The 19,595-nt window shown below is 62.3% G+C and carries 21 protein-coding genes; 12 read left to right on the top strand and 9 right to left on the bottom strand.

Annotated features, from left to right (window positions below; genetic code table 11):
• Positions 1 to 28 precede the first annotated feature (28 nt).
• Genes HMPREF0308_RS01255 through HMPREF0308_RS01275 form a run of 5 tightly spaced genes read right to left on the bottom strand, consistent with a single transcriptional unit; the run spans position 29 to position 4,808 of the window.
• On the bottom strand, positions 29 to 913 hold the full coding sequence (locus tag HMPREF0308_RS01255) for a siderophore-interacting protein (protein WP_005527966.1): 885 nt from the start codon (positions 911 to 913) through the stop codon (positions 29 to 31).
• A complete protein-coding gene (locus tag HMPREF0308_RS01260) occupies positions 913 to 1,713 on the bottom strand; it encodes an ABC transporter ATP-binding protein (RefSeq protein WP_005527967.1) in 801 nt (266 codons plus the stop codon). The genes HMPREF0308_RS01255 and HMPREF0308_RS01260 overlap by 1 nt, the downstream gene beginning before the upstream one ends.
• A gap of 7 nt (positions 1,714 to 1,720) precedes the next feature.
• Positions 1,721 to 2,755 (bottom strand): FecCD family ABC transporter permease, encoded by a 1,035-nt coding sequence (locus HMPREF0308_RS01265; RefSeq protein ID WP_005527968.1) that lies wholly within the window; start codon positions 2,753 to 2,755, stop codon positions 1,721 to 1,723.
• A complete protein-coding gene (locus HMPREF0308_RS01270) occupies positions 2,755 to 3,747 on the bottom strand; it encodes a FecCD family ABC transporter permease (RefSeq protein WP_005527969.1) in 993 nt (330 codons plus the stop codon). Before HMPREF0308_RS01270 ends, HMPREF0308_RS01265 begins: the two co-directional genes overlap by 1 nt.
• Positions 3,748 to 3,752: 5 nt before the next feature.
• Complete coding sequence (locus HMPREF0308_RS01275; protein ID WP_005527970.1) at positions 3,753 to 4,808, bottom strand: iron-siderophore ABC transporter substrate-binding protein; 1,056 nt, start codon at positions 4,806 to 4,808, stop codon at positions 3,753 to 3,755.
• A gap of 182 nt (positions 4,809 to 4,990) precedes the next feature.
• On the opposite strand from HMPREF0308_RS01275, the gene HMPREF0308_RS01280 reads away from it, so the two are divergent.
• The 7 genes from HMPREF0308_RS01280 to HMPREF0308_RS01310 all read left to right on the top strand — a co-directional run bounded on the left by HMPREF0308_RS01280 (position 4,991) and on the right by HMPREF0308_RS01310 (position 11,408).
• A complete protein-coding gene (locus HMPREF0308_RS01280; RefSeq protein ID WP_050765391.1) occupies positions 4,991 to 6,256 on the top strand; it encodes an MFS transporter in 1,266 nt (421 codons plus the stop codon).
• A 68-nt stretch (positions 6,257 to 6,324) separates the two neighbouring features.
• Entirely contained in the window at positions 6,325 to 7,248 is a 924-nt protein-coding gene (locus HMPREF0308_RS01285) for an exodeoxyribonuclease III (protein ID WP_005527972.1), read from the top strand.
• A gap of 56 nt (positions 7,249 to 7,304) precedes the next feature.
• Positions 7,305 to 7,496: a hypothetical protein gene (locus HMPREF0308_RS01290; RefSeq protein WP_005527974.1), complete on the top strand. Its 192-nt coding sequence runs from the start codon at positions 7,305 to 7,307 to the stop codon at positions 7,494 to 7,496.
• A 335-nt stretch (positions 7,497 to 7,831) separates the two neighbouring features.
• A complete protein-coding gene (locus HMPREF0308_RS01295; RefSeq protein ID WP_005527976.1) occupies positions 7,832 to 8,311 on the top strand; it encodes a DinB family protein in 480 nt (159 codons plus the stop codon).
• 11 nt (positions 8,312 to 8,322) lie between these two features.
• The gene (gene trpS / locus HMPREF0308_RS01300; RefSeq protein WP_005527978.1) at positions 8,323 to 9,342 is read left to right on the top strand and encodes a tryptophan--tRNA ligase; all 1,020 of its coding nucleotides are present in this window, start codon (positions 8,323 to 8,325) and stop codon (positions 9,340 to 9,342) included.
• 78 nt (positions 9,343 to 9,420) lie between these two features.
• Positions 9,421 to 10,503, top strand: a complete 1,083-nt coding sequence (locus tag HMPREF0308_RS01305; RefSeq protein WP_005527980.1) for a YhjD/YihY/BrkB family envelope integrity protein — start codon at positions 9,421 to 9,423, stop codon at positions 10,501 to 10,503.
• Between the two features lie 50 nt (positions 10,504 to 10,553).
• Positions 10,554 to 11,408 (top strand): RDD family protein, encoded by an 855-nt coding sequence (locus HMPREF0308_RS01310; RefSeq protein WP_005527981.1) that lies wholly within the window; start codon positions 10,554 to 10,556, stop codon positions 11,406 to 11,408.
• On the opposite strand, the gene HMPREF0308_RS01315 is transcribed toward HMPREF0308_RS01310, so the two are convergent.
• Positions 11,377 to 12,636 (bottom strand): D-alanyl-D-alanine carboxypeptidase family protein, encoded by a 1,260-nt coding sequence (locus HMPREF0308_RS01315; protein ID WP_005527982.1) that lies wholly within the window; start codon positions 12,634 to 12,636, stop codon positions 11,377 to 11,379. The genes HMPREF0308_RS01310 and HMPREF0308_RS01315 overlap by 32 nt on opposite strands.
• 39 nt (positions 12,637 to 12,675) lie before the next feature.
• Here HMPREF0308_RS01315 and HMPREF0308_RS01320 point away from each other — a divergent pair, with 39 nt between their 5' ends.
• Both HMPREF0308_RS01320 and HMPREF0308_RS01325 read left to right on the top strand, forming a co-directional pair.
• Complete coding sequence (locus HMPREF0308_RS01320; RefSeq protein ID WP_236251923.1) at positions 12,676 to 13,581, top strand: amidohydrolase family protein; 906 nt, start codon at positions 12,676 to 12,678, stop codon at positions 13,579 to 13,581.
• Positions 13,582 to 14,592 carry an alpha/beta hydrolase gene (locus HMPREF0308_RS01325; RefSeq protein ID WP_005527984.1) on the top strand — a complete coding sequence of 337 codons (1,011 nt, stop codon included), beginning with the start codon at positions 13,582 to 13,584 and terminating at the stop codon, positions 14,590 to 14,592. It abuts the gene before it with no gap.
• On the opposite strand, the gene HMPREF0308_RS01330 is transcribed toward HMPREF0308_RS01325, so the two are convergent.
• Genes HMPREF0308_RS01330 through HMPREF0308_RS01340 form a run of 3 tightly spaced genes read right to left on the bottom strand, consistent with a single transcriptional unit; the run spans position 14,589 to position 17,059 of the window.
• Positions 14,589 to 15,827, bottom strand: a complete 1,239-nt coding sequence (locus HMPREF0308_RS01330) for a hypothetical protein (RefSeq protein ID WP_034656547.1) — start codon at positions 15,825 to 15,827, stop codon at positions 14,589 to 14,591. The genes HMPREF0308_RS01325 and HMPREF0308_RS01330 overlap by 4 nt on opposite strands.
• 48 nt (positions 15,828 to 15,875) lie before the next feature.
• Positions 15,876 to 16,784, bottom strand: a complete 909-nt coding sequence (locus HMPREF0308_RS01335) for a C40 family peptidase (RefSeq protein WP_005527986.1) — start codon at positions 16,782 to 16,784, stop codon at positions 15,876 to 15,878.
• A complete protein-coding gene (locus tag HMPREF0308_RS01340; RefSeq protein WP_005527987.1) occupies positions 16,781 to 17,059 on the bottom strand; it encodes a hypothetical protein in 279 nt (92 codons plus the stop codon). Before HMPREF0308_RS01340 ends, HMPREF0308_RS01335 begins: the two co-directional genes overlap by 4 nt.
• Positions 17,060 to 17,184: 125 nt before the next feature.
• Between HMPREF0308_RS01340 and upp the strand changes: the two genes are divergently transcribed.
• From upp to HMPREF0308_RS01355, 3 genes are all read left to right on the top strand, one after another.
• A complete protein-coding gene (gene upp, locus HMPREF0308_RS01345) occupies positions 17,185 to 17,820 on the top strand; it encodes a uracil phosphoribosyltransferase (protein ID WP_005527989.1) in 636 nt (211 codons plus the stop codon).
• Between the two features lie 49 nt (positions 17,821 to 17,869).
• Entirely contained in the window at positions 17,870 to 18,220 is a 351-nt protein-coding gene (locus HMPREF0308_RS01350; RefSeq protein WP_005527991.1) for a helix-turn-helix domain-containing protein, read from the top strand.
• A 190-nt stretch (positions 18,221 to 18,410) separates the two neighbouring features.
• The gene (locus HMPREF0308_RS01355; RefSeq protein WP_034656548.1) at positions 18,411 to 19,592 is read left to right on the top strand and encodes an amidohydrolase; all 1,182 of its coding nucleotides are present in this window, start codon (positions 18,411 to 18,413) and stop codon (positions 19,590 to 19,592) included.
• Positions 19,593 to 19,595 lie beyond the last annotated feature (3 nt).

Here is a 19,595-nt window from a genome sequence, read left to right on the forward strand (position 1 = left end):
ACCTGTCTTGTTACAGCTGTGCGGGCAATTACCCCTCAGAGACCCCACGCTTCCAATAGCCCATGAAGGACACCGCCGAGCGCGGCACGCCTGCCTCCTTGACCAGCATGCGACGCATGCGCTTGACGATGCCGCTTTCGCCCGCTATCCACCAATACGCACCGTCCGCGGCACGGGTGCCGAGCTCTTCGCCTGAAGCAGAAAAGCCTGGGGTCTCCCAGAGAACTTCGCGCTCAGGGGTGGCCTGTTGTGGGGTGTCCGGAGCGGGGTCGATGCCGGTGAGGGAGGAGAGGGCGTCGATAAGCGTGGCTTTGCCACCGTGCGGGAGGAACTCGATGGTGACGCCGGCAGGAGCGGCGAGGGGCTGCGCGTCCTGGAAGTAGGGCACCGCGATGTGCACGCTGCCGCTAAGCCCGTCGGGCCACTCGTCGAGGATGCGGGCGATGGCAGGCAGGGCGGTCTCGTCGCCAAAGACACGGACCTCGCGGGCCTCGCCGGGCTGGAACTCGATGCCGGGGCCGGATTCGTCGTCGGAGTGTGGGGCGATGACGTAGATTTCATCGCCCGGTGCGGCTGTCGACGCCCACATGGATGCCGGGCCCGTTTCACCAGGCGCGGTATGCAGCACGAAGTCGATAGTGAGGATGCCGCGTTCGCGGTCGAGCTCGCGCACGGAGTAGGTGCGAAGTGCGCCACGGGTGGCCGGATCGAGCTGCTGCCAAGCGGCGTACCAGTCCTCCGTGGCGGGAAGCTCCGGCAGGCCGTGGGCGCCGGGGATGATGAGCTTAATGCGCAGGTCACGGATGACGCCGGAGGGCCCCATCTCTGTCAGGCCGGTGAGGCGTACTCGTTGGAAGCTGGGGGAGATGCGCACAGAGTCCAAGACAGTGGCGCGGAATGGCTGGTAGGGCATTACTTTACCTTTCTCTTACCAATGGGCATGACGGCCGGAAGCCCCGAGACTGGGTCTTCGACGATGACGGAGTCCACGCCGAAGACGTCCTTGACCGTTTGCTGCGTCATGACGTCTTGGGGGCTTCCCTGGGCGTAGACGTTGCCGTTTGAGACCGCGATGAGTTCGTCAGAATAGCGGGCGGCCAGGTTGAGGTCGTGAATGACCATGGCGATGGTGGTGCCGTGGGTCTCGTTGAGTTCGACGAGCAGGTCGAGGACCTCGAGCTGGTGTTTGATGTCGAGGTAGGTGGTGGGCTCGTCGAGCAGCAGGATGTCGGTGCGCTGGGCGAGTGCCATGGCGATCCACACGCGCTGGCGCTGGCCGCCGGAGAGTTCGTCGATGGAGCGCTCCGCGAGTTCAGCCACCCCGGTCATCTCCATGGATTCCTGCACGATGTCGTAGTCTTCCTGGCTCCAGCGGCCGAGCAGCCCCTGGTGTGGGGTGCGGCCGCGGCCCACGAGGTCCGCCACCACGATGCCGTCCGGGGCGATGGGAGACTGCGGCAGTAGGCCCAGCGAGGTGGCCAGCTGTTTGGTGGGAATCTCGGAGATGGCTTTGCCGTCGAGGAAAATCTCGCCGCCGGTGGGCTTGAGCAGGCGGGACAGCGAGCGCAGCAAAGTGGACTTGCCGCAGCCGTTGGGGCCCACGATGGAGGTCACCTTGCCGGGTGCGAGGTCGACGCTGAGCCCGGTGATGATGTCGCGCTCGCCGTATCCGAGGGAGATGTCCTTCGCGGTGAGCTGAGCAGGTTTGTGCATGACAGTCCTAACGATTCGAGCGAGTGAGCAAGTAAATAAGGAATGGCGCACCGAGCACGCCGGTGATGACGCCGACGGGGTAGCGGGTGCCAAAGAAGTATTGACCAGCCATGTCAGCGACGAGCACCAGGATGGCGCCCACCGCACCGGCAGGGGCGATCATGGAGGGGCCAGCCTTGAACAGGCGGGTGGCAATCGGCCCGGCCATGAATGCCACGAAGGCAATCGGGCCTGTCGACGCCGTGGCCACCGCAATGAGGATCACCGAACCCACGATGGCCGAAACACGCACAACGTTGAGCCGCAGGCCAAGGCCGACGGCGAGGTCGTCGCCAAGCCGCAAAACGTTGAGCTGGTGACCCAAGAAAATCATGACGGGCGCGATGATCAGCACCGTAAGAAGAAGTGGCAGGCCGCGCTCCCAGGACATGGTGTTGAGCGAGCCCGTGATCCAACGTGTGGCCGTAGGCAGGTCGTAGGACGGGGCCTTCGACAGCACGAAGTTGGTCCACGCCTGCAGAATCGCCGACATACCAATGCCGATGAGGATAAGGCGCGTGCCGGTGAAACCAGACTTCAGCGACAGCAGGTAAATCAGCGCGGCGATCGTCAGCGAGCACACCAGCGACACCAAAGACACGGTGGTCTGGGAGACGTTATAAAACACAATCGCCGTGATGCCCGCGGCGGAGGCACCGGAGGAGATACCGATGATATCGGGAGAGGCCAGCTGGTTGCGCAGCATGGTCTGGAAAGTCACGCCGGCGATACCGAAAGCGATGCCCGCGGCGACGGCTACGGTGGCACGCGGCAGGCGCAGGTCGCCGACCGTAAAGGACGCGCCGGGGACGGTCTCACCGAAAACAACACGAATCACCTTGCCCGGACCATAGAAGGTCTCGCCCACCATGAGGCTGGTGGCCCACAAAACCACGATGATGACGGCGAGCACGCTCAGGCGCCAGGCAAAGGAACGCGCGCGGGCGTGGCGTTGCTGTTGCAGCGTCGCGGAGGTGGAGGCCGAGGAGGTTTGATTCGGCATTAGAGATCACGCACCTTGGTTCGGCGGACAATCCAGATGAACAGCGGTGCGCCTAGAAGTGGGGTGAGGATGCCCACGGCGACCTCGCTCGGCTTGGCGACGACGCGCCCCACCGTGTCCGCCGCCACCAACAGGAAGGCGCCGGCCAGGCCGGTCATGGGCAGCAGCAGGCGGTGGTCGGTGCCGAGCACTAGGCGCATGACGTGGGGGACGATGAGGCCTACGAAAGCGATGGGGCCGGCAATCGCGGTGGCAGTACCGCACAGAATGACCGCGCCCACGGCGGAGAGCAAGCGCGTACGCACAACGTTGATGCCGAGGCCGGTAGCGACGTCGTCGCCAAGCGCAAGTGCGTTAAGTCCCGTGGCGCAGGCCAGGACAATGATGAGGCCGATGACGAGGAACGGCACGGCCATACTAATTTGGGACCACTGCGCGCCACCGACGGAGCCGATTTGCCAGAAACGGAACTTGTCCATGACGTCGGTGCGCGGGAGCAGCACGGCGCTGACCATGCTGGAACACGCGGTGGCCGTGGCAGCGCCTGAGAGTGCGAGCTTGAGCGGCGTGGCGCCGCCGCGGCCTAGGGAGCCGACGACGTAGACGAAGGTGGCGGCAGCGAAGGAGCCGATAATCGCCACGATCATCGTGGGCACGGGGCGGGAGAGCCCGAAGAACGCGATGCCCACCACGACGGCCAGCGCGGCGCCGGAGAGGATGCCGAAGATGCCAGGGTCGGCGAGCGGGTTGCGGGTCATGGCTTGGAACGTGGTTCCGGACATGGCGAGCGCGGCACCGACGAAGAGCGACAACACGGTGCGTGGGACACGCAAATATGCGGCGGCCTCACTGGCTGTCGCGGTCGAACCGCCGAGGGCCGAGAGGGCGTCGGAAGGGGAAATTGTGCGCACGCCAAACATGACCGAAGCCACCACTGCGAGAGCGGTGGCGGCTAAGAGTCCGATGATGACGGCGATTTTCTTGGCCGCCACGTGATTTAAGCCTGCAGACCGGAGTTCAGCTGCTCGAAGTACTTGTCGATGCCCCACGGAATAGACAGCGGGGACTGGTTCGCCGAAGCGCCCAGCGGGCCGTTCTCGAGGAAGACCACGTTGCCCTTCTGAACTGCCGGGATCTTGCCCTTGAGCGGATCCTTCTGCAGCTCCTCGAGGGTCTTCTTGTCATCGTCGGCGTTTCCGGTGGAGTAGGCCACGATGAGGTCAACGTCGTTGAACTCTTCTGGCTTCTCAGCGGAGACCTCGACCCAGAACTGCTCGGCGTTCTCGGAGTTCTTTTCCACGATGTCCGGGGTGCCCAGGCCATGCTCGGCCAGGAAGCCCATGCGTGGGTCGTCGGTGGTGTAGAAGCCGATCTTGGAAGCATCGGTGCTACCGCCGAAGGCGGTGAACAGGACCTTCTTGTCCTTGAGAGCCGGGTACTTGTCCAGGGCCTTCTCGGTTTGGGCATCGAGATCCTCGATGAGCTTTTCGCCCTCGTCCTTCTTACCGATGGCCTCAGCGTTCAGCTCAATCATGTCCTCGAGGGAGGTCGCCCACGGGACGTCCGGGTAGGCCACGACCGGGGCAATCTTGGACAGGGTGTCGTAGTCCTCCTGGGTCAGACCGGAGTAGGAAGCGAGGATGACGTCCGGCTGGGTGTCAGCGACCTGCTCGAACGGGATGCCGTCGGTCTCATCAAAGAGGACCGGAGTCTCCGCGCCGAGCTCCTTGAGCTTCTCCTCGGTCCACGGCAAGACGCCGTTGTTGTCATCGTCGCCCCAGGTGGTCTTGGACATGCCCACTGGGACAACGCCCAGCGCCAAAGGAACCTCGTGGTTAGCCCAACCCACGGTAGCCACGCGTTCTGGTGCCTTCTCGATGGTGGTCTCGCCGAACGCGTGCTTGATGGTCACCGGGAATGCGGCGGAGTCCGCGGAGTTAGACGACGACGCGGAGTTGTTCTCTCCAGTGGAAGAGCTGTCCGAGGAGCAGGCTGCCAAAGTGAAGATGGTGGCCGCTGCCGCGACGGTGGCGATGATGCGTTGCGCTCGCACTAGGGAACTCCTTTGAAGAGTAGGTAAAGCTTTTCTAACTTAGGCAAGACTATTGCACCACACTCGTGTTGTGTAATTTGACCTCTGTGATGTGTGACATAAACCCATCATGATGTGGGAAAAGCACATTTGGGCGGCCGTGGCTTACGAAGGATCCCTCCCGCGCGCTAAGGTCTCCGCTCGTGAATTCTGTCTCCTTAAGCTCCCAAAACAACCACGACCGCGCCGACCAACCGCGCGTGCCCCGCCAAACTGAAATCTCGTCGACCCGCCGCACCCTCGTCACGCTCGCCCTGGCGCTGGGTGCCTTTTCCATCGGCACCACGGAGTTCGTCTCCATGGGTCTGCTGCCGCTCATCGCGGGTGACTTTGGTATTACGGAAGACACCGCCTCGACACTAATCACCGTCTACGCCATCGGCGTCGTCGTCGGCGCTCCCGTTATCTCAGCCGTGACGGGCAAGCTGCCGCGCCGCCGCCTCATCATCTTGCTCATCGGCTTCCTCCTCGTGGGCAACCTGCTCACCGCCTTGGCACCGAACTACGCCACGCTGCTGGCCGCTCGCTTCATTGCAGGTCTGCCGCACGGCGCGTACTTCTCCGTGGCCAACCTGTCCGCCGCCGCCATGGCGCCGAAGGGCGGTCGCGGTAAGGCAATGGCTGCCATCGGCATGGGCCTGGCCGTGGCCACTGTTATGGGCGTTCCCGCGGCCCAGGCACTCGGCCAGAACCTGGGCTGGCACGCTGCCTACTTCCTCGTGGTCATCCTCGCGCTGGCAACGATGGTCTTGCTATACTTCCTCTTCCCGCACATGACGGAGATGCCGTCCACTGACATCTCCACCGAGCTCGGCGCGCTGAAAAACCTGCAGGTTTGGCTGTCGGTCATCATGGGCATCGTCGGATTCGGCGGCATGTTCGCGGTCTACACCTACATCACATGGACCATGACCGAAGTCGCCGGAATGCCGGATCGCTGGACCTGGGCAGTGCTCATGGTTTATGGCATCGGCATGACCATTGGCAACGGCGTCGGCGGCGCGCTGTCTGACCGCAACACCGAATACTCCATCCTTTTCGCCCTCGTATTCCTCGTGGCGACGTCCCTGGTGTTCTACTTCGGCGCGCACAATCTCTGGGCAGCGACCATCGCGTTCGGCTTCCTCGCCTTCTTCGGCGCGGTCCTCATCCCGTCGCTGCAGCTGCGCCTCATGATCGTTGCTGGCGACGCCCAGACCCTCGCCTCCGCGCTGAACCAGTCCGCGCTCAATATTGCCAACGCCATGGGTGCGGCCCTCGGTGGCCTCGTGGTGGGCGCCGGTTTCAACTACAACGCCACCTCCCTGGTGGGCGTCGTCCTCGCCTCGCTGGGCATCATCGTGTGGATCGTTTCCCAGGTCACCGCCAAGCGTAGCGGCGTGCATGTAAAGATCATCGAGCAGAGCTAACACCCAGCACACGGTGGGGCACGACGGCGGTGGTCTTGTTCCTTTTGCGCGCAAGTAGACTAGCGCGCATGACTTTTACTATTGCGAGCGTCAACGTCAACGGCATCCGCGCCGCCTGCAAGCAGCGCAATGAAAATAACCCGGGAATGAATGTCTGGCTCGAGGAGACCACCGCCGACGTGGTCCTCATGCAAGAAGTTCGCGCGAATCCGAAGGAAACCCAGAAGGCACTCGCGCCCGCTCTTGAGGCCGGCTGGCACTTGGTCCAGGCCGAGTCCGCCGCGAAGGGCCGCGCGGGCGTGGGCATTCTTTCGCGCACGCCGCTGAGCGACGTCTCAGTTGGCTTCGGGTCCTTCTCCGAGTCCGGTCGCTTCATCGCCGCGACTGTCGACGCCGAGGGCGGCCCGGTACGCGTGGCCTCCCTGTACCTGCCGTCTGGCGATACTGATTCCCCGAAGCAGGATGAGAAGTACCTCTTCCTCGACGAGTTCTCGGAGGTCCTCGCCGACTTGGCCGCGACTTATCCGCAGGCCGTTATCGGTGGCGACTGGAACATCTGTCACCGAGCGCAGGATCTCAAGAACAACAAGTCCAATGAGAAGAAGTCCGGCCACCTGCCTGAGGAGCGTGCGTTCATGGACCACGTGTTTGGCTCCTTCCCGGATGAGCTTCCGCAGGACAAAAAGGGCCTTGGGGACTACCTCGGCGTGATCGACTACGCCACGAATACCGACTGGTCAGCCCGCGTTCCGGGGGAGGACGCCGTGCAGTGGTACGACGTCGCCAGGCGCCTTGCCCCCGATGCTGACGGTCCGTACACCTGGTGGACCTACCGCGGCCAAGCGTTTAATAACGACGCTGGCTGGCGCATCGACTACCAGGCTGCCACCAAGGCAATGCTGGAGCGCGCGGAGAAAACCTGGGTTGAAAAGGCACCCACGGTGGAACAGCGCTGGTCGGATCACTCGCCTTTGCTGGTGCAGTACCGCTAGACGGTGCTAAGCTGTGCGAGTCTCAAAAATCTTAGATTCTTAAAACGGAGAACCTCATGACCCGCGCAATTATTTACTTCGTGCTCGGCGCCGTCCTGCTCGGCCTGGGTATCTGGTGGTGGACCATCGTCGGTCCGTCCTTCGCATTCCTGGCTCCGATCATCCTCCAGGGCGTCGGCGGCGCGTTCATGGTCGCTGGTTGGGCAATTATGCTCGACATTCACTCGCCGACTTCTCGCAAGCTCTAAGTTTGCATTTGCTGCTAAAGCACTCACCTGCAGGTGAGTGTCTCCCCCCCATTAGGTTCGTCTGAAAGAACAGACGCTGCCTGGTGGGGATTTTTTATGTCGTTACACCGACTATAAGCTCTTCGAACTGCCGCCTCGTAGCTTTGTGGCTGCTCCACGTGTCGGCTCACTGTGAACATGTTAACCTTGGGCCGAAAGCAGGAGTGAAACACCGGGGTTATTTACGACTCTAGGCAAAATTTTCTCAATGGTTTTACCGTCATTGATGACGTAGAGAACTTCGCCGATTATCAGGCTGCTTCCGTATGTAGCTAAGGGGAGCTAGCTTGGGTCTTATGAACGTTCTTCTTGATCTAGCCCAGCGCCCTATCGACACGCTTGATGCACTGCCGGAGGTTTCCGTCGAGCAGGCCAACGCCCATCTGGGTGGGCACCCGAATTCGATTGCTTGGTTGCTGTGGCATACCGGCCGCATGGCGGACATTCAGCTCGCTGCCCTGACTGGTGAGCCCGAGGTGTGGGAGCGCTTCGACATCGCGCTGCCGGATTCCATGGGCTACGGGCAGGCCCCGGAGGAGGCGCGGGCGATTGCGGTAGATGAGGCGTCGCTAAGCGCAGTGCGTGATTACGTCCGCGCCACCCTTGAGGCGGTGCGCGACTATTGCGCAACGCTTTCCGACGCCGCCCTCGACGACATCGTCGACACCAACTGGACTCCGCACGTGAGTAGGGGAGTGCGCTTGGTTTCCATCATCGATGATGCCGTGCAGCACCTTGGCGCAGCCAACCACTTGGCAGGCGTGCCACGAGGGTAGACTAGTCAACCATGACTGAGCAGAACATCTCCCGCGTACTTTCCGGTATTCAACCCACGGCAGATTCCTACCACCTGGGAAACTACTTGGGAGCGCTCAAGCAGTGGATTGATCTGCAGAACGATTATGACGCGTTCTACTTCATCCCGGACCTGCACGCCATCACCGTGGAGCAGAACCCAGAGGAGCTGCGCAACCGTACCGTTGCTGGTGCCGCACAGCTCATCGCACTGGGCATTGACCCTGAGAAGTCCACGCTGTTCGTGCAGTCCCATGTCCCGGCCCACACTGAGTTGACCTGGGTCCTGCAGTGCCTGACCGGCTTTGGTGAGGCCTCCCGCATGACGCAGTTCAAGGACAAGTCCGCTAAGCAGGGCACTGACCGCACCACTGTTGGTCTGTTTACCTACCCGGTGCTCATGGCGGCGGATATCCTCCTATACTCCCCGAACTACGTGCCGGTGGGGGAGGATCAGCGTCAGCACTTGGAGCTGACCCGCAACCTCGCGGAGCGTTTCAACAATAAGTACGGCGAGACGTTCCGCGTTCCGGAGCCGTTCATTCCGGAGGACTCGGCCAAGATTTATGACCTGCAGGAGCCGACTGCCAAGATGTCGAAGTCGGGCGCCAACCCGAAGGGCATCATCAACCTGCTGGATGAGTCGAAGACCTCGGCTAAGCGCATCAAGTCCGCTGTGACCGATGACCTTGGTGTGGTGGCTTTCGACCGCGAGACTCAGCCGGGCGTGTCCAACCTTTTGGTCATCCAGTCCGCGCTGACGGGGGAGAAGATCGACGACATTGTGGTCAAGTACGAGGGTAAGGGCTACGGCCACCTGAAGGTGGACACCGCCGAGGCTCTGGAGGCCTTCACTGCGCCGCTCAAGGCACGCTATGAGGAGCTCATGGCTGACCGCGGTGAGCTGGAGCGACTGCTTGCGCAGGGCGCTGAGCGAGCTTCTGAGGTTGCGGAACCGCTCGTGGAAAAGGTCTACAAGGCGGTTGGTTTCCTCCCCCGCCTGCGTAAGTAATCTGCACGGTGGTGCGTAGTCACGCTAACCTGGGTAGTCCGAACTTATTAGTGAAAATTTGTAAAGGACCGACTGCCCGTGGCTACCTCCACTCAGACAGATCAATCAAAAACGGACGATTACGGCATCGAGCGCGCACATGCCGATGATCCGGGTCCTGTGGACAAGGTGAGGGAGAAATCCCCCTTCGTCGACCACATCATGCGCATGCTGGGGCGCTATGGCGAGCAGGGCGGCAACCAGTTTGCCGCCGGCATTACCTACTTCTCAGTGCTGGCAATCTTCCCGCTGTTCATGCTTGCGGTTGCTGGCGCGGCCACAGTTTTGGCTACCCGCCCGGACCTCATGCAGCAAGTGCAGGACCAGATCGCGAACTCCGTGTCCGGCGACTTGGGCGACACCCTCAATGAGCTCCTTGAGACCGCCATCGCCCAGCGCGGCGCTATGTACGGCATCGGTGGTTTGACCACCCTGTGGTCCGGCCTGGGCTGGATGAATAACCTGCGCATCGGCATCTCCGCGATGTGGGATAAGGACCCAAACGAGACCCAGGGCAACTTCTTTACGCAGAAGCTCAGTGACCTGTTGGGCCTCATCGGCCTGCTGGTGGCGCTCATCATCGCCTTCGGCGTAACCGCTGCGGGTTCCTCTGGACTGACTCAGAAGGTCTTCGAGTGGGTCGGCATTGAGTCCTTCCCGGGGATGGATGCAGTGCTGGTCTTGGCCGGCATCGTGATCGGCTTGGTGGCCAACTTCCTGGTGTTCTGGTGGATGATTGTCTTCCTGCCGCGCACCGACGTGCCGACCAAGTCAGGACTGAAGGGCGCAGCTATCGGCGCGGTGGCCTTCGAGGCCATCAAGCAGCTGTCCACCGTTATCATGTCCTCAGCTTCGGGCAACCCGGCCGGTGCGGTATTCGGTCCAGTCATCGTGCTTATGGTCGTGATGTACCTAATCTGGCGCGTTGTTCTGTACGTCTCCGCGTGGACTGCAACCACCGAGGAATCCATGGAGCTTGCTGAGCCGCCAGTGCCGGAGCCGGCCGTCATCCGCGTGCGCAACGAGGTCAAATCTGGCCCGTCCACCGGTGTGACCTTGGGCGCGGGCGCCGTACTTGGTGCAGCCGCCGCGGGCGTTGCTGCGCTGCTGCGCCGTAAGTAGCATTCCCCGTAGTTCAAATAGTTTCCGATCCCTGACTTAGACTGCTTGCTATGACTCCAGATTCCTTTGCCCCAGACCTGTATGAGCACTTCGACCTTGACCGCCGCAACACCTCCCGTGAGCTGGGAATTTTATTGGCAGCGAAGGATGCACGTCTGGAACAGATGGGGTTTGAAATCGGCGATGATCGCCGTCAGGAAGCGCAGATTGCGCATACCATTTTGTCTTCGCCAGAGATTCGTGCGACTTATGATCAGGGACTCGAGGATCAGCTGCGCCCAACGTGGCCGCAGCTGAGCGAGCTAGCGGCTTATGGTGAGTGGCCCTTCAATGTTCAGCACAGCTTCCAGCAGTCCAATCAGCAGCAGTACGGATTCGCACCGACTGCACAGGCGCAGCAGTCACCGTTCGATCCCTTCACACATCCCAACCAAGCCTCTGTGCCAGCGCTTCAGGCAAGCCCTTATACCCCGGCAGCCTCTGCGCAGGAGCGCCCTTTGGCCAGCACCCGCGCCATCATGGCTATCGCGGACATCTTCGTCTGCAGCATCATCAGCTCGCCGGTGCTGGCTTTCGCCACCGATACCTCGACTTTTTCTGCCTCGTTTTTGATGGGGCTGTGTGCCATTCTCTATTGCGTAGGCTTCGAGGTGGTTCTCGGCGGAACCCCAATGAAGAAACTTATGGGCTACGAGGTTCGCGATTCCACCACGGGCGAAAAACTCAGCTGGGTTCAGTCGCTGAAGCGTCAGTGGTGGCGCGCCATCACCATCGTTCCGGGTCTGGGCAGTGTGGTGAGCTTCTTCGCCGCTATCTTCTACGCCACCTCTATCAAGCAGGAAAACGGCCTACTTGGCGCGCATGACAAGCTTGCTAACGCCGAAGTAGTGAAAAAGCAGCGCTAACGATAACTAGCAGGGCCACAATTGCGGCCACGGCCCAGCCAGCCCAGCCTTCGATTCCCTCGAGGGCTGATTTTTTATGGGCAGATGCGCTTGGCGACGTCGTCGGTGCAGGCTCTTTTGTCTTCGTCGCGGTAGAGGTGTTGCTAGTGGGGGCGGCGGCGTCGGAAAGCGTGCCCACTCCCTCGCCTGGCTTTACCTTGTAGGCTTCGTCTAGCAGCATCTGTGCCTGCTGCCAGGCGCGGAAGCCGTGCTCGACGGTGGTGTCGAGGATGACTGCCTGAAGGCGGCGGCCGCCGCGGTCGAGTGCGCCGACGAACGTGTGGTGGGCGTCCTCGGTGTAGCCGGTCTTGCCGCCGATGCCGTCTGGATCGTTGAGGAAGAGGCCGTTATCGTTCCACAGCTCGTAACCGGGCAGCTCGCCCCAGCCGGGGAACTCGACGTGTTCTGTGTCCACGATGCGGGCAAAGGTCTTGTTGCGGAATGCAGCGCGGTAAATGATGGAGATATCTTCCGCGGACGTGGACATGCCTGCGGAGTCGAGGCCAGAGTAGCTGGCGGCGCGGGTGGAGCGGGTGCCGAGCTTCTTCGCGAGGGCGTTGACCTTCTTGGACGCTTCCTCGTCGCCGCCAAGCTGGCCCGCAAGGGCGTGTGCGGCGTCGTTGCCGGATGCCATGAGCAGGCCCTGTAGGAGCTGCTCGACGGTGTATTCGCCGTCCGGGCCGATGCCCACGGCGGAGCCTTCGATGGAGGCGTCCTTCATGGTGGCCTTGACCTTCTTGTCGAGCGGAACCTCGTCGATGACCACGAGCGCCAGCAACGCCTTGATGATTGATGCTGGGCGGTAGCGGCCGTTGGGGTCCTTCATCGCGATGATTTCGCCGGTGTCGATGTCGCTGACCATCCACGCGGAGGCGACGACGTCCTTGTTGACCTCAAAGCCATGGGGCGCGGTGACGCCGCAGCTTTCAGATGACTCCACGGCGGGCAGCGGCGTCGGCGTGGGCTGGCCGGGGGCGAGGCGCTCGGAGGTGGACACCGGTTCGGCGGGCCTGAGTGCGTGGGGGCAGTTATCGGTATTGGGCGCTTCCCTACGGATGGAGGAAGACTCTGCCTCCGCGCTCAGTTCTGCGGCGTCGCCCGGCGTGGGCTCGGTGTCCTGAGCCAATGCAAGCGGGGTGCTGGCAACGAGGCAGGCCGAGGCGAGGGCAGTAGCGATGAAGTTTTTCATAACATGACACATCTTAAGCCCGTGCCTAGGATGTTCCTTATGCATGACGCACCATTAATTAGCCCAGAAAACAAAGATTCCGTGCCGGAGCTGGTGGCACAGCTGCCCAAGGTCGAGCTCGACGCGGTCTTTGCGCCGCAGCAGGTACCGGCAGATAGCGCTGCCCTGACCGCAGCGATGACCCAGGCGGTGGAGGAGTTGGCCTCTGCAAACGTGGTGTATGCCGAGATTCGCTTCGACCCGCAGGCCTTCGACTTTGGGGCAGAGACTGCCCTCGAGGCAGCCATCGCGGGCCTGGAGGTACCGGGAATTGATGCCCGGCTCCTGCTCACCAGCGCGCCACAGGCAGCCAGCGCCCGCAGGGGCTCCAGGGTCGTGGGCTTTGTGCTCGAGGGCGAGACCGAGCCACACGTAGTGGCTGATCTGCGTGCGAATTTTGTGCCCTTCGTTGTGGACGTGCGCGACCTCGAGTTCGAGGCCGTGGCCGCGGCGGTGCAAGCAGGTGCCACCCGCTTGGCGCACGCGACGCAGCTTCCCGACGACTTCACCGCCGACCTCGATGGCATCCAGCCGGGCACGGTCTCCGCATGGATTCGTGACCGCCACCTGGCTGCTACCTTCGAGCCTTTGTCCTTCGAGGAGATCAGCGATCACCCGCTGCCCCTTCTGCAGCAGCTCGGTTTTACCTGCGCGGTCACAGCAGGTAGCGCTAGCGAGGGCAACCTCAACGTGGTGTTCTTGGCGCTGAACGAGCACTTTGGCTACGGGCTCGAAGAGTTCTTCGACCTCACTGTGAAGGCACTGGAGAACTCCTTCAGCACGGAGGAGGAGCGCCAGCACCTGATCGAGACCGTCATCTTGCCGGCTTATGAGGAGTTCTCTGACCCAGAGATGGCCGGGCCGGATACCGAGGAGTCACTGGCTGAGGAAGCAGAGGAGAACTAAATGCGTGCCTGGCGAACCGGAATCGGCTTTGCCATCGGTTTGGCAGCGGGGTGTGCCTATTACGCGTGGAACCGCCACAAAGTCATGAAGGAGGTTTCGCCGGAGCTGCGCCATCCTGCGCTGTACCTGCCCATGCATCTCCTTCCGGACGGAGGATTCGTGGCAATCAGCAAGCTCATTGCTAACCACGACTACATCCGTGCCGTGGAGCGCGACGTCGACGTCCGCGTAATCCATGGCGAGTTCGAAGGGCAGAAGTTCAGCGCCCGTCTGCTGGCCCCGCGCAACCAAAAGCCGGGCGCGCCAGCGCTGCTGTGGACGCACGGCGGTGGCCACCTCATCGGTAGCCCGGGGTTCTACGATCCGCAGAACTCTCGCATCGCGGACGAGCTGGGGGCGGTGGTGTTGGCTCCGAGCTACCGCAAGTCCACCGCGGCACCTTTCCCGGCCGACCATGACGAGTGCTATGCCGCCCTGCGGTGGCTGCAAGAGCATGCGGAAGAGGTGGGCGTCGACAAGCACCGCATCGCAGTGGCCGGGGACAGTGCGGGCGGTGGGCTGGCGGCGGGCGTCGTCCAGCGCGCACTCGATGAGGGTCACCCCGTGGTGTTCCAGGGACTCGTGTACCCGATGATTGACCACCGCACCCTGCGCGCACAGTCCGGCAGGGGAGAGTTCATTTGGACGCCGAACTCCAACCGTGGCGCATGGTCGAAGTACCTGGGCGCGGACCACCTGGAGGCGGAGATTGCGCCATATGCTTCGCCGGCGACCCGTGCGGATTTGCGGGGGCTACCGCAGACGTGGATCGGCGTGGGCTCGTTGGATTTGTTCTATGACGAAGCAAAAGCCCACGCGGACGCCCTGCAGGAAGTAGGCGTGCCGGTGGACTTTCAGGTTTATGAGGGCGCGTACCACGGCTTCGACCACATTCGGCCGAAAGCCCGGGCTTCGCGGGCGCTTGTCGACGACCTCATCGCCGCCCTTCGCCGCACCCTGGAGGCTCTTTAGAAGCGGGAGAAGCGCTTGATGAGCATCTCCTCCAGGCCCTTCCATGCCTCGGCGTGGTGGTTATAAGGCTTGGAGGGGATGTAGCCAGCGTGCTCGGTGGAGCCCAGCATATAGCCCAGGTAGTCCTGGAAGCGGGGGTTTTCCAGCATGTAGGAGTTGATGGAGTCGTCGCCAGCCCAGTCTGCGGCGTCGGCACACACCTCGTAGCAGCGGCCCATCTGGTCAGCATCGACGGCCTCCGGGCCCTTCTCGATATCGCGCACGATGCCGTTGAAGGTGTACTGGTTGTCTGGGTGAACGCTGGCCTTCAGCTCGCCGGCGTTAGCTGCTGAGACGAGCTCTTCCCAGGTGGAAACGCGGGCGAGATCGTGGTCGTCATTTTCCATGATCCAGCGCACGAGCGTCTTCAGGGAGTTGAAGGTGTAAATCTCGCCCCACTTGCCCAAGAAGACAGGCTTGCCATCGAGGTAGGTGCGCAGGGTGTACACGGACTTCATGTCCGCGGTGATCTTTACTGGGTCGATGCCAGCAGTGGCCCACGGGGAGTTGTCATAAGGGTCGGCGGCAGCGGACGCAGCCTTGCGCTCTTCCTCGGCCTCCTTGCGGGCCTTTTCGGCAGCCGCGGTGGCGGCGGCGATGCGCTCTTCGGCATCCTTGACCTGCGCGGAATCGAACTCGGAGGAGTCGACGACCTTGACCTGCTTGTCGAGGTCCTCAATGACGCTCTTCCAGTTCGCTAGGACCACGCGGCCCACGCCGGACCACTCGCTCATGCCTTGGTCCCCGGCGTAGTGGCTAGCGCCGCGGGTGACGTTGCGCAGGATGGAGTGCGACGCGAAGAAGATTACGGTGTGCTGCGCGCCGGCGACGTTGGCGAGCGCCTCGGCGATCTCCAGGTTGCGGGCAACAGCGGTGACGTTCTCGTGGCTCGGGCGGCCCGCCAGATGGGAAGGCATGCCGACGAGGTCGAAGTGATCCTTTTTTGCTGGCGTGATGCGATCCTCGCCTTGGGCGCGGAAATCGGCCCACTTGGGGTGGTCGACCAAGTCGTGGTGCTTACCGGACTCTAAGAAGCACAGCATTTCTGCTGCGGAGTTGAAGGCGAGGACGGATTCTTCGTCGCCCAAGAATGCCTGCCACTCGGAGCCATTCTGACGCCACTTTGGTGCCCACAGGGTGTAAAAATCGCCCTCGGTCAAGGAGAGCTGGACTGGAATGATTGCGCGGGTGCTCATGGGTAGACAGTCTAACTTACCCATTTATTAAATCCGCATAAGAGCGTGCTAGCCGGTGGGGCGCCAGAACCCCTTGAATGCCATGCCCATATTGGTGGTGCGCAATGGGCTGGTTTCCACGGGGCTACCAGCTTCGATCATTTCGCCGCCTCCCTTGTACATGGCCACGTGGCCATCCCACACCACGAGGTCACCGGGCTGTAGCTCGTTGGCGCTGACCTGCCTGCCTACGGTCTGGGACTCGGCGGTGCGCGGGATCTCCACTCCGGCCTGGCGCCACGCCCATTGGGTAAGCCCAGAGCAATCGAAGCCGCCATTGCCCGTGCCGCCCCATACGTAGGGAGTACCGAGCTTGCTCATCGCGGCGGCCACCGCGGCCCGCCCCTGTGCCGACCCACTGGACTCATCGCCGCCGATGGCCGTGGAGTGTTTCGCTGAAATTGCGTGGGGCTCTGGAGTCTTAGAAGGCGAAAGCTCGTTCCCGGTTCCTTCTGCGCGTCCTTTTACCGTGGGTTCGATGGCGCGCTGCGCGATGGGTAGCAACGGCCTCGCCACAGCGACCAGTTCTGCCAGCAATTGTTTGACGCGGGCAAAAGCGTTGGCCAAGTGTTCTGTAATGAGACCGTGCAGGCGTGCTCGTGCAGCTGCCTGCACTGCTGGGTTTGGAACCAAGAGCCCAAGCGCCAGGGGTGCGGCTTGGGTGAGCAGCTGCAATCCAATACCGATGAGGTCCTGGCCTGTGGCCTGGATGAGCGTGCGGGCCTTGGCCACCGCGGCGTCGATGGTGTCGCGATCAGCGGCGAGGACACCGGCGGCGTCGAGAAGCTTGCTCGGATCGCCGTGTACGATGTCCGCCAAGGGGCCGATGGTGCTCAGATCCGGCAACTGCGGCAGGCCCACCGCTGGGAGCGCGGGCGGTGCCATCTGGGAAATCTGTTTGACCGCTGCCTCAATCACGAGAGCACACCTCCCAATCCGGCCGCTAGGCCAGAATCAGTAGATTCTGCCTCCTGTGCCATGGCGAAAGACGCGTCAGCAACCATTTCCATGTCAGTACGCAGACTCTCCGTCCGCGCCCCGACGTTGCGCAAGGCTGCGCACAAAGCGGAACCAAAAGCGGAAAGCGTTCCCTCTGGAATCTGGGGCAGTGGTGGAGTGGTGCCCTGGGCAGCGTCATAAAGCTCGCGGGCAAGATGGCGGGTGAACTCAGTATCAATCTTAAAAGTTGTCATGCCTTATTGGACTGCGCAAAAGCGCCCGCGGTTCCCTCACCAACGAGAAAAGTATTGCCCATTGCAGGGGCGGGGGAAACGTTTAGATACCAGAACCGGCAGGGGAGGGGATAGAGTAGGAAACCATGGACATCCACGTAGTAGATCACCCCCTTGCCGCCTCCCGCCTGACCATCATGCGCGATGCTCGCAGCAACAACTCTGCCTTCCGCGCCGCCCTCAAGGACCTGGGCACCATGCTCGTTTATGAAGCAGCCCGTGACCTCGCCGTCGAGCACTTCGACTGCGTCACTCCTGTCGATACTGCACAGGGCACCCGCCTTCTGGACCCGCCCATCATCGTCCCCATCATCCGTGCGGGCCTGGGCATGATCGACCCAGCTCTAGCCATGATTCCGGATGCCCAGGTGGGCTTTATCGGCATGGCCCGCAATGAGGAAACCCACCAGCCGGTTCCTTATCTCGAGGCGCTGCCCGAGGATCTCACCGGCCGCACCGTATTCGTCGTGGACCCGATGCTCGCTACCGGCGGCTCCCTCCTGCACTCCTTGAAGCTGCTGGCCGATCGCGGTGCCACCGACATTACTGCAATCTGCATGGTCTGCGCGCAGGAAGGCGTGGATGCGCTGGCGAATTCCGGCCTGCCGGTCCGCCTGGTTACCGCGGTTATTGACCCGAGCTTGAACGAAGACGCCTACATCGTCCCAGGTTTGGGCGACGCCGGCGATCGCCTCTACGGACCGCGCAACATCGACCTCTAAAGTGCGCTAGGCTTGCCCCCACGAACGTCTGAATGGGGGGTCAAGACTCGTGTCCATTTCTTTTGGTGGGTGGTCCGCCTTGGGCCACGATTTCGCATCCCGCTTGCGTGAGACGCGCGAGCGGCGGGGCATGTCGCAAAAAGCGCTCGCGGAGATCTCGGGGGTCTCGCGCAGTCAGATTTCCAATCTGGAGCGCACTGACAAAGCGTTGAATCTGCGGGCCGATCCGCAGCTGTCCACGCTGTTCAAGCTGGCTTATGCACTGGAGGTTCCGCCTTCGCTGTTGCTGCCGGGCGGGGTCGGGGATGAGGTCGTTGCAGCGCTTGACGACGTCGCGGCCTTCTCAGCCTCCTATATCGATCGCCGTCGCTTCGCTGCGGCCGATATGGTGCTGGATTGATCACGCGCACGCGCGGTTTCCCACGCGGCTATTAGGTCAGCAAAATGACATGCCGCGCTCCGTACCGCTCTGTATATTACAGCGATGAGCTGCGCGACTACCTGTACCGCTTTGTCTAGTTGTAGACTGCACTGAAAGACAACGACCCCGGTTTCGCATGTTCTGCGGGTGGGTGTGCAGGAGGTACGCAATGATTTCGACATTCGTGAACGCGTGGTTTGATAGCCACCGCGCGGAGGTTATCTCGTGGCGCCGTCATATCCATCGCCACCCGGAGACCTCCAACAACGAGGTGGAGACCACCAACTTCATCGCGCGCACCCTCAAGGAGTACGGGCTGCAGCCGCAGCGCTTCCCCGAGACAGGCCTCATGGTGGACATCGGTCCGGACACGGAACTGGGACGCCTCGCTTTCCGCGCCGACATTGACGCACTGCCGGTCACCGAGGTCACCGGATTGGAGTACACCTCAGAGAACCCCGGCACCATGCATGCCTGCGGCCACGACGTGCACACCACCATCGCCTTGGGGCTTGCCTGTGCAATGGCGGACTACCAGCGCGAACACTCCCTCGAGTTGGGGCTGCGCATCATCTTCCAGCCTGCCGAGGAAGTCTGGGTAGGCGGTGCCACCGACGTTATCGAGTGGGGTGCGCTGGAGGGGGTTAACTCGATCTTTGCCGTGCACGTAGAGCCGAAGCTGCGCGTGGGTCGCATCGGTGTGCGTGCAGGTGCTATTACTTCGGCAACGGACGTCGTGGAGCTGGAAGTCAAGGGGCCAGGGGGCCACACCTCGCGTCCGCACCTGTCCGCCGACGTGGTCTATGCGTTGGGCAAGGTCATCACGGAGTTGCCCGCGTTGCTGTCGCGCCGCGTCGATCCGCGCACGGGCACCGTACTGGTCTTTGGCCAAGTCAACTCGGGCTATGCGCCGAATGCGATGCCGGAGTCCGGAACGCTGACCGGCACGATGCGCACCGCGGACATCGCCATCTGGCGCGACATGCAGAACCTGTTTTCCGAGTTGGTGGACCAAGTTCTGGCACCGGTGGGCGTGGAACACGAGCTGACTTATCACCGCGGCGTTCCGCCCGTGCTTAACGACGACGTCTCTACCGCATTGTTGGCCTCCGCCGCACAGGCCATCGACCCGCAGGCCGTGGTGCAGGCACCTCAGTCCTCGGGTGGCGAGGACTTCTCGTGGTACCTCGAGCATGTTCCGGGTTCCATGGCGCGTTTGGGCTGCTGGTCCGGCGAAGGCGAGCAGCATGACCTGCACATGGGGGACCTCAACGTCGATGAGCGCTGCATCGGTGTAGGCGTGAAGCTTTTCGGCTCCGTAGTGGAGCAATTCGCCGACGTGCAGGAATAGGGG

The sequence above is a fragment of the Corynebacterium striatum ATCC 6940 genome (genome assembly GCF_000159135.1).
GTDB classification, from domain to species: domain Bacteria; phylum Actinomycetota; class Actinomycetes; order Mycobacteriales; family Mycobacteriaceae; genus Corynebacterium; species Corynebacterium striatum.

Coding starts and splice junctions, on each gene's coding strand:
- HMPREF0308_RS01255 (WP_005527966.1), bottom strand. CDS start 913: ATGCCCTACCAGCCATTCCGCGCCACTGTCTTGGACTCTGTGCGCATC.
- HMPREF0308_RS01260 (WP_005527967.1), bottom strand. CDS start 1,713: ATGCACAAACCTGCTCAGCTCACCGCGAAGGACATCTCCCTCGGATAC.
- HMPREF0308_RS01265 (WP_005527968.1), bottom strand. CDS start 2,755: ATGCCGAATCAAACCTCCTCGGCCTCCACCTCCGCGACGCTGCAACAG.
- HMPREF0308_RS01285 (WP_005527972.1), top strand. CDS start 6,325: ATGACTTTTACTATTGCGAGCGTCAACGTCAACGGCATCCGCGCCGCC.
- HMPREF0308_RS01290 (WP_005527974.1), top strand. CDS start 7,305: ATGACCCGCGCAATTATTTACTTCGTGCTCGGCGCCGTCCTGCTCGGC.
- HMPREF0308_RS01295 (WP_005527976.1), top strand. CDS start 7,832: ATGAACGTTCTTCTTGATCTAGCCCAGCGCCCTATCGACACGCTTGAT.
- trpS (WP_005527978.1), top strand. CDS start 8,323: ATGACTGAGCAGAACATCTCCCGCGTACTTTCCGGTATTCAACCCACG.
- HMPREF0308_RS01310 (WP_005527981.1), top strand. CDS start 10,554: ATGACTCCAGATTCCTTTGCCCCAGACCTGTATGAGCACTTCGACCTT.
- HMPREF0308_RS01315 (WP_005527982.1), bottom strand. CDS start 12,636: ATGAAAAACTTCATCGCTACTGCCCTCGCCTCGGCCTGCCTCGTTGCC.
- HMPREF0308_RS01320 (WP_236251923.1), top strand. CDS start 12,676: ATGCATGACGCACCATTAATTAGCCCAGAAAACAAAGATTCCGTGCCG.
- HMPREF0308_RS01325 (WP_005527984.1), top strand. CDS start 13,582: ATGCGTGCCTGGCGAACCGGAATCGGCTTTGCCATCGGTTTGGCAGCG.
- HMPREF0308_RS01330 (WP_034656547.1), bottom strand. CDS start 15,827: ATGAGCACCCGCGCAATCATTCCAGTCCAGCTCTCCTTGACCGAGGGC.
- HMPREF0308_RS01340 (WP_005527987.1), bottom strand. CDS start 17,059: ATGACAACTTTTAAGATTGATACTGAGTTCACCCGCCATCTTGCCCGC.
- upp (WP_005527989.1), top strand. CDS start 17,185: ATGGACATCCACGTAGTAGATCACCCCCTTGCCGCCTCCCGCCTGACC.
- HMPREF0308_RS01355 (WP_034656548.1), top strand. CDS start 18,411: ATGATTTCGACATTCGTGAACGCGTGGTTTGATAGCCACCGCGCGGAG.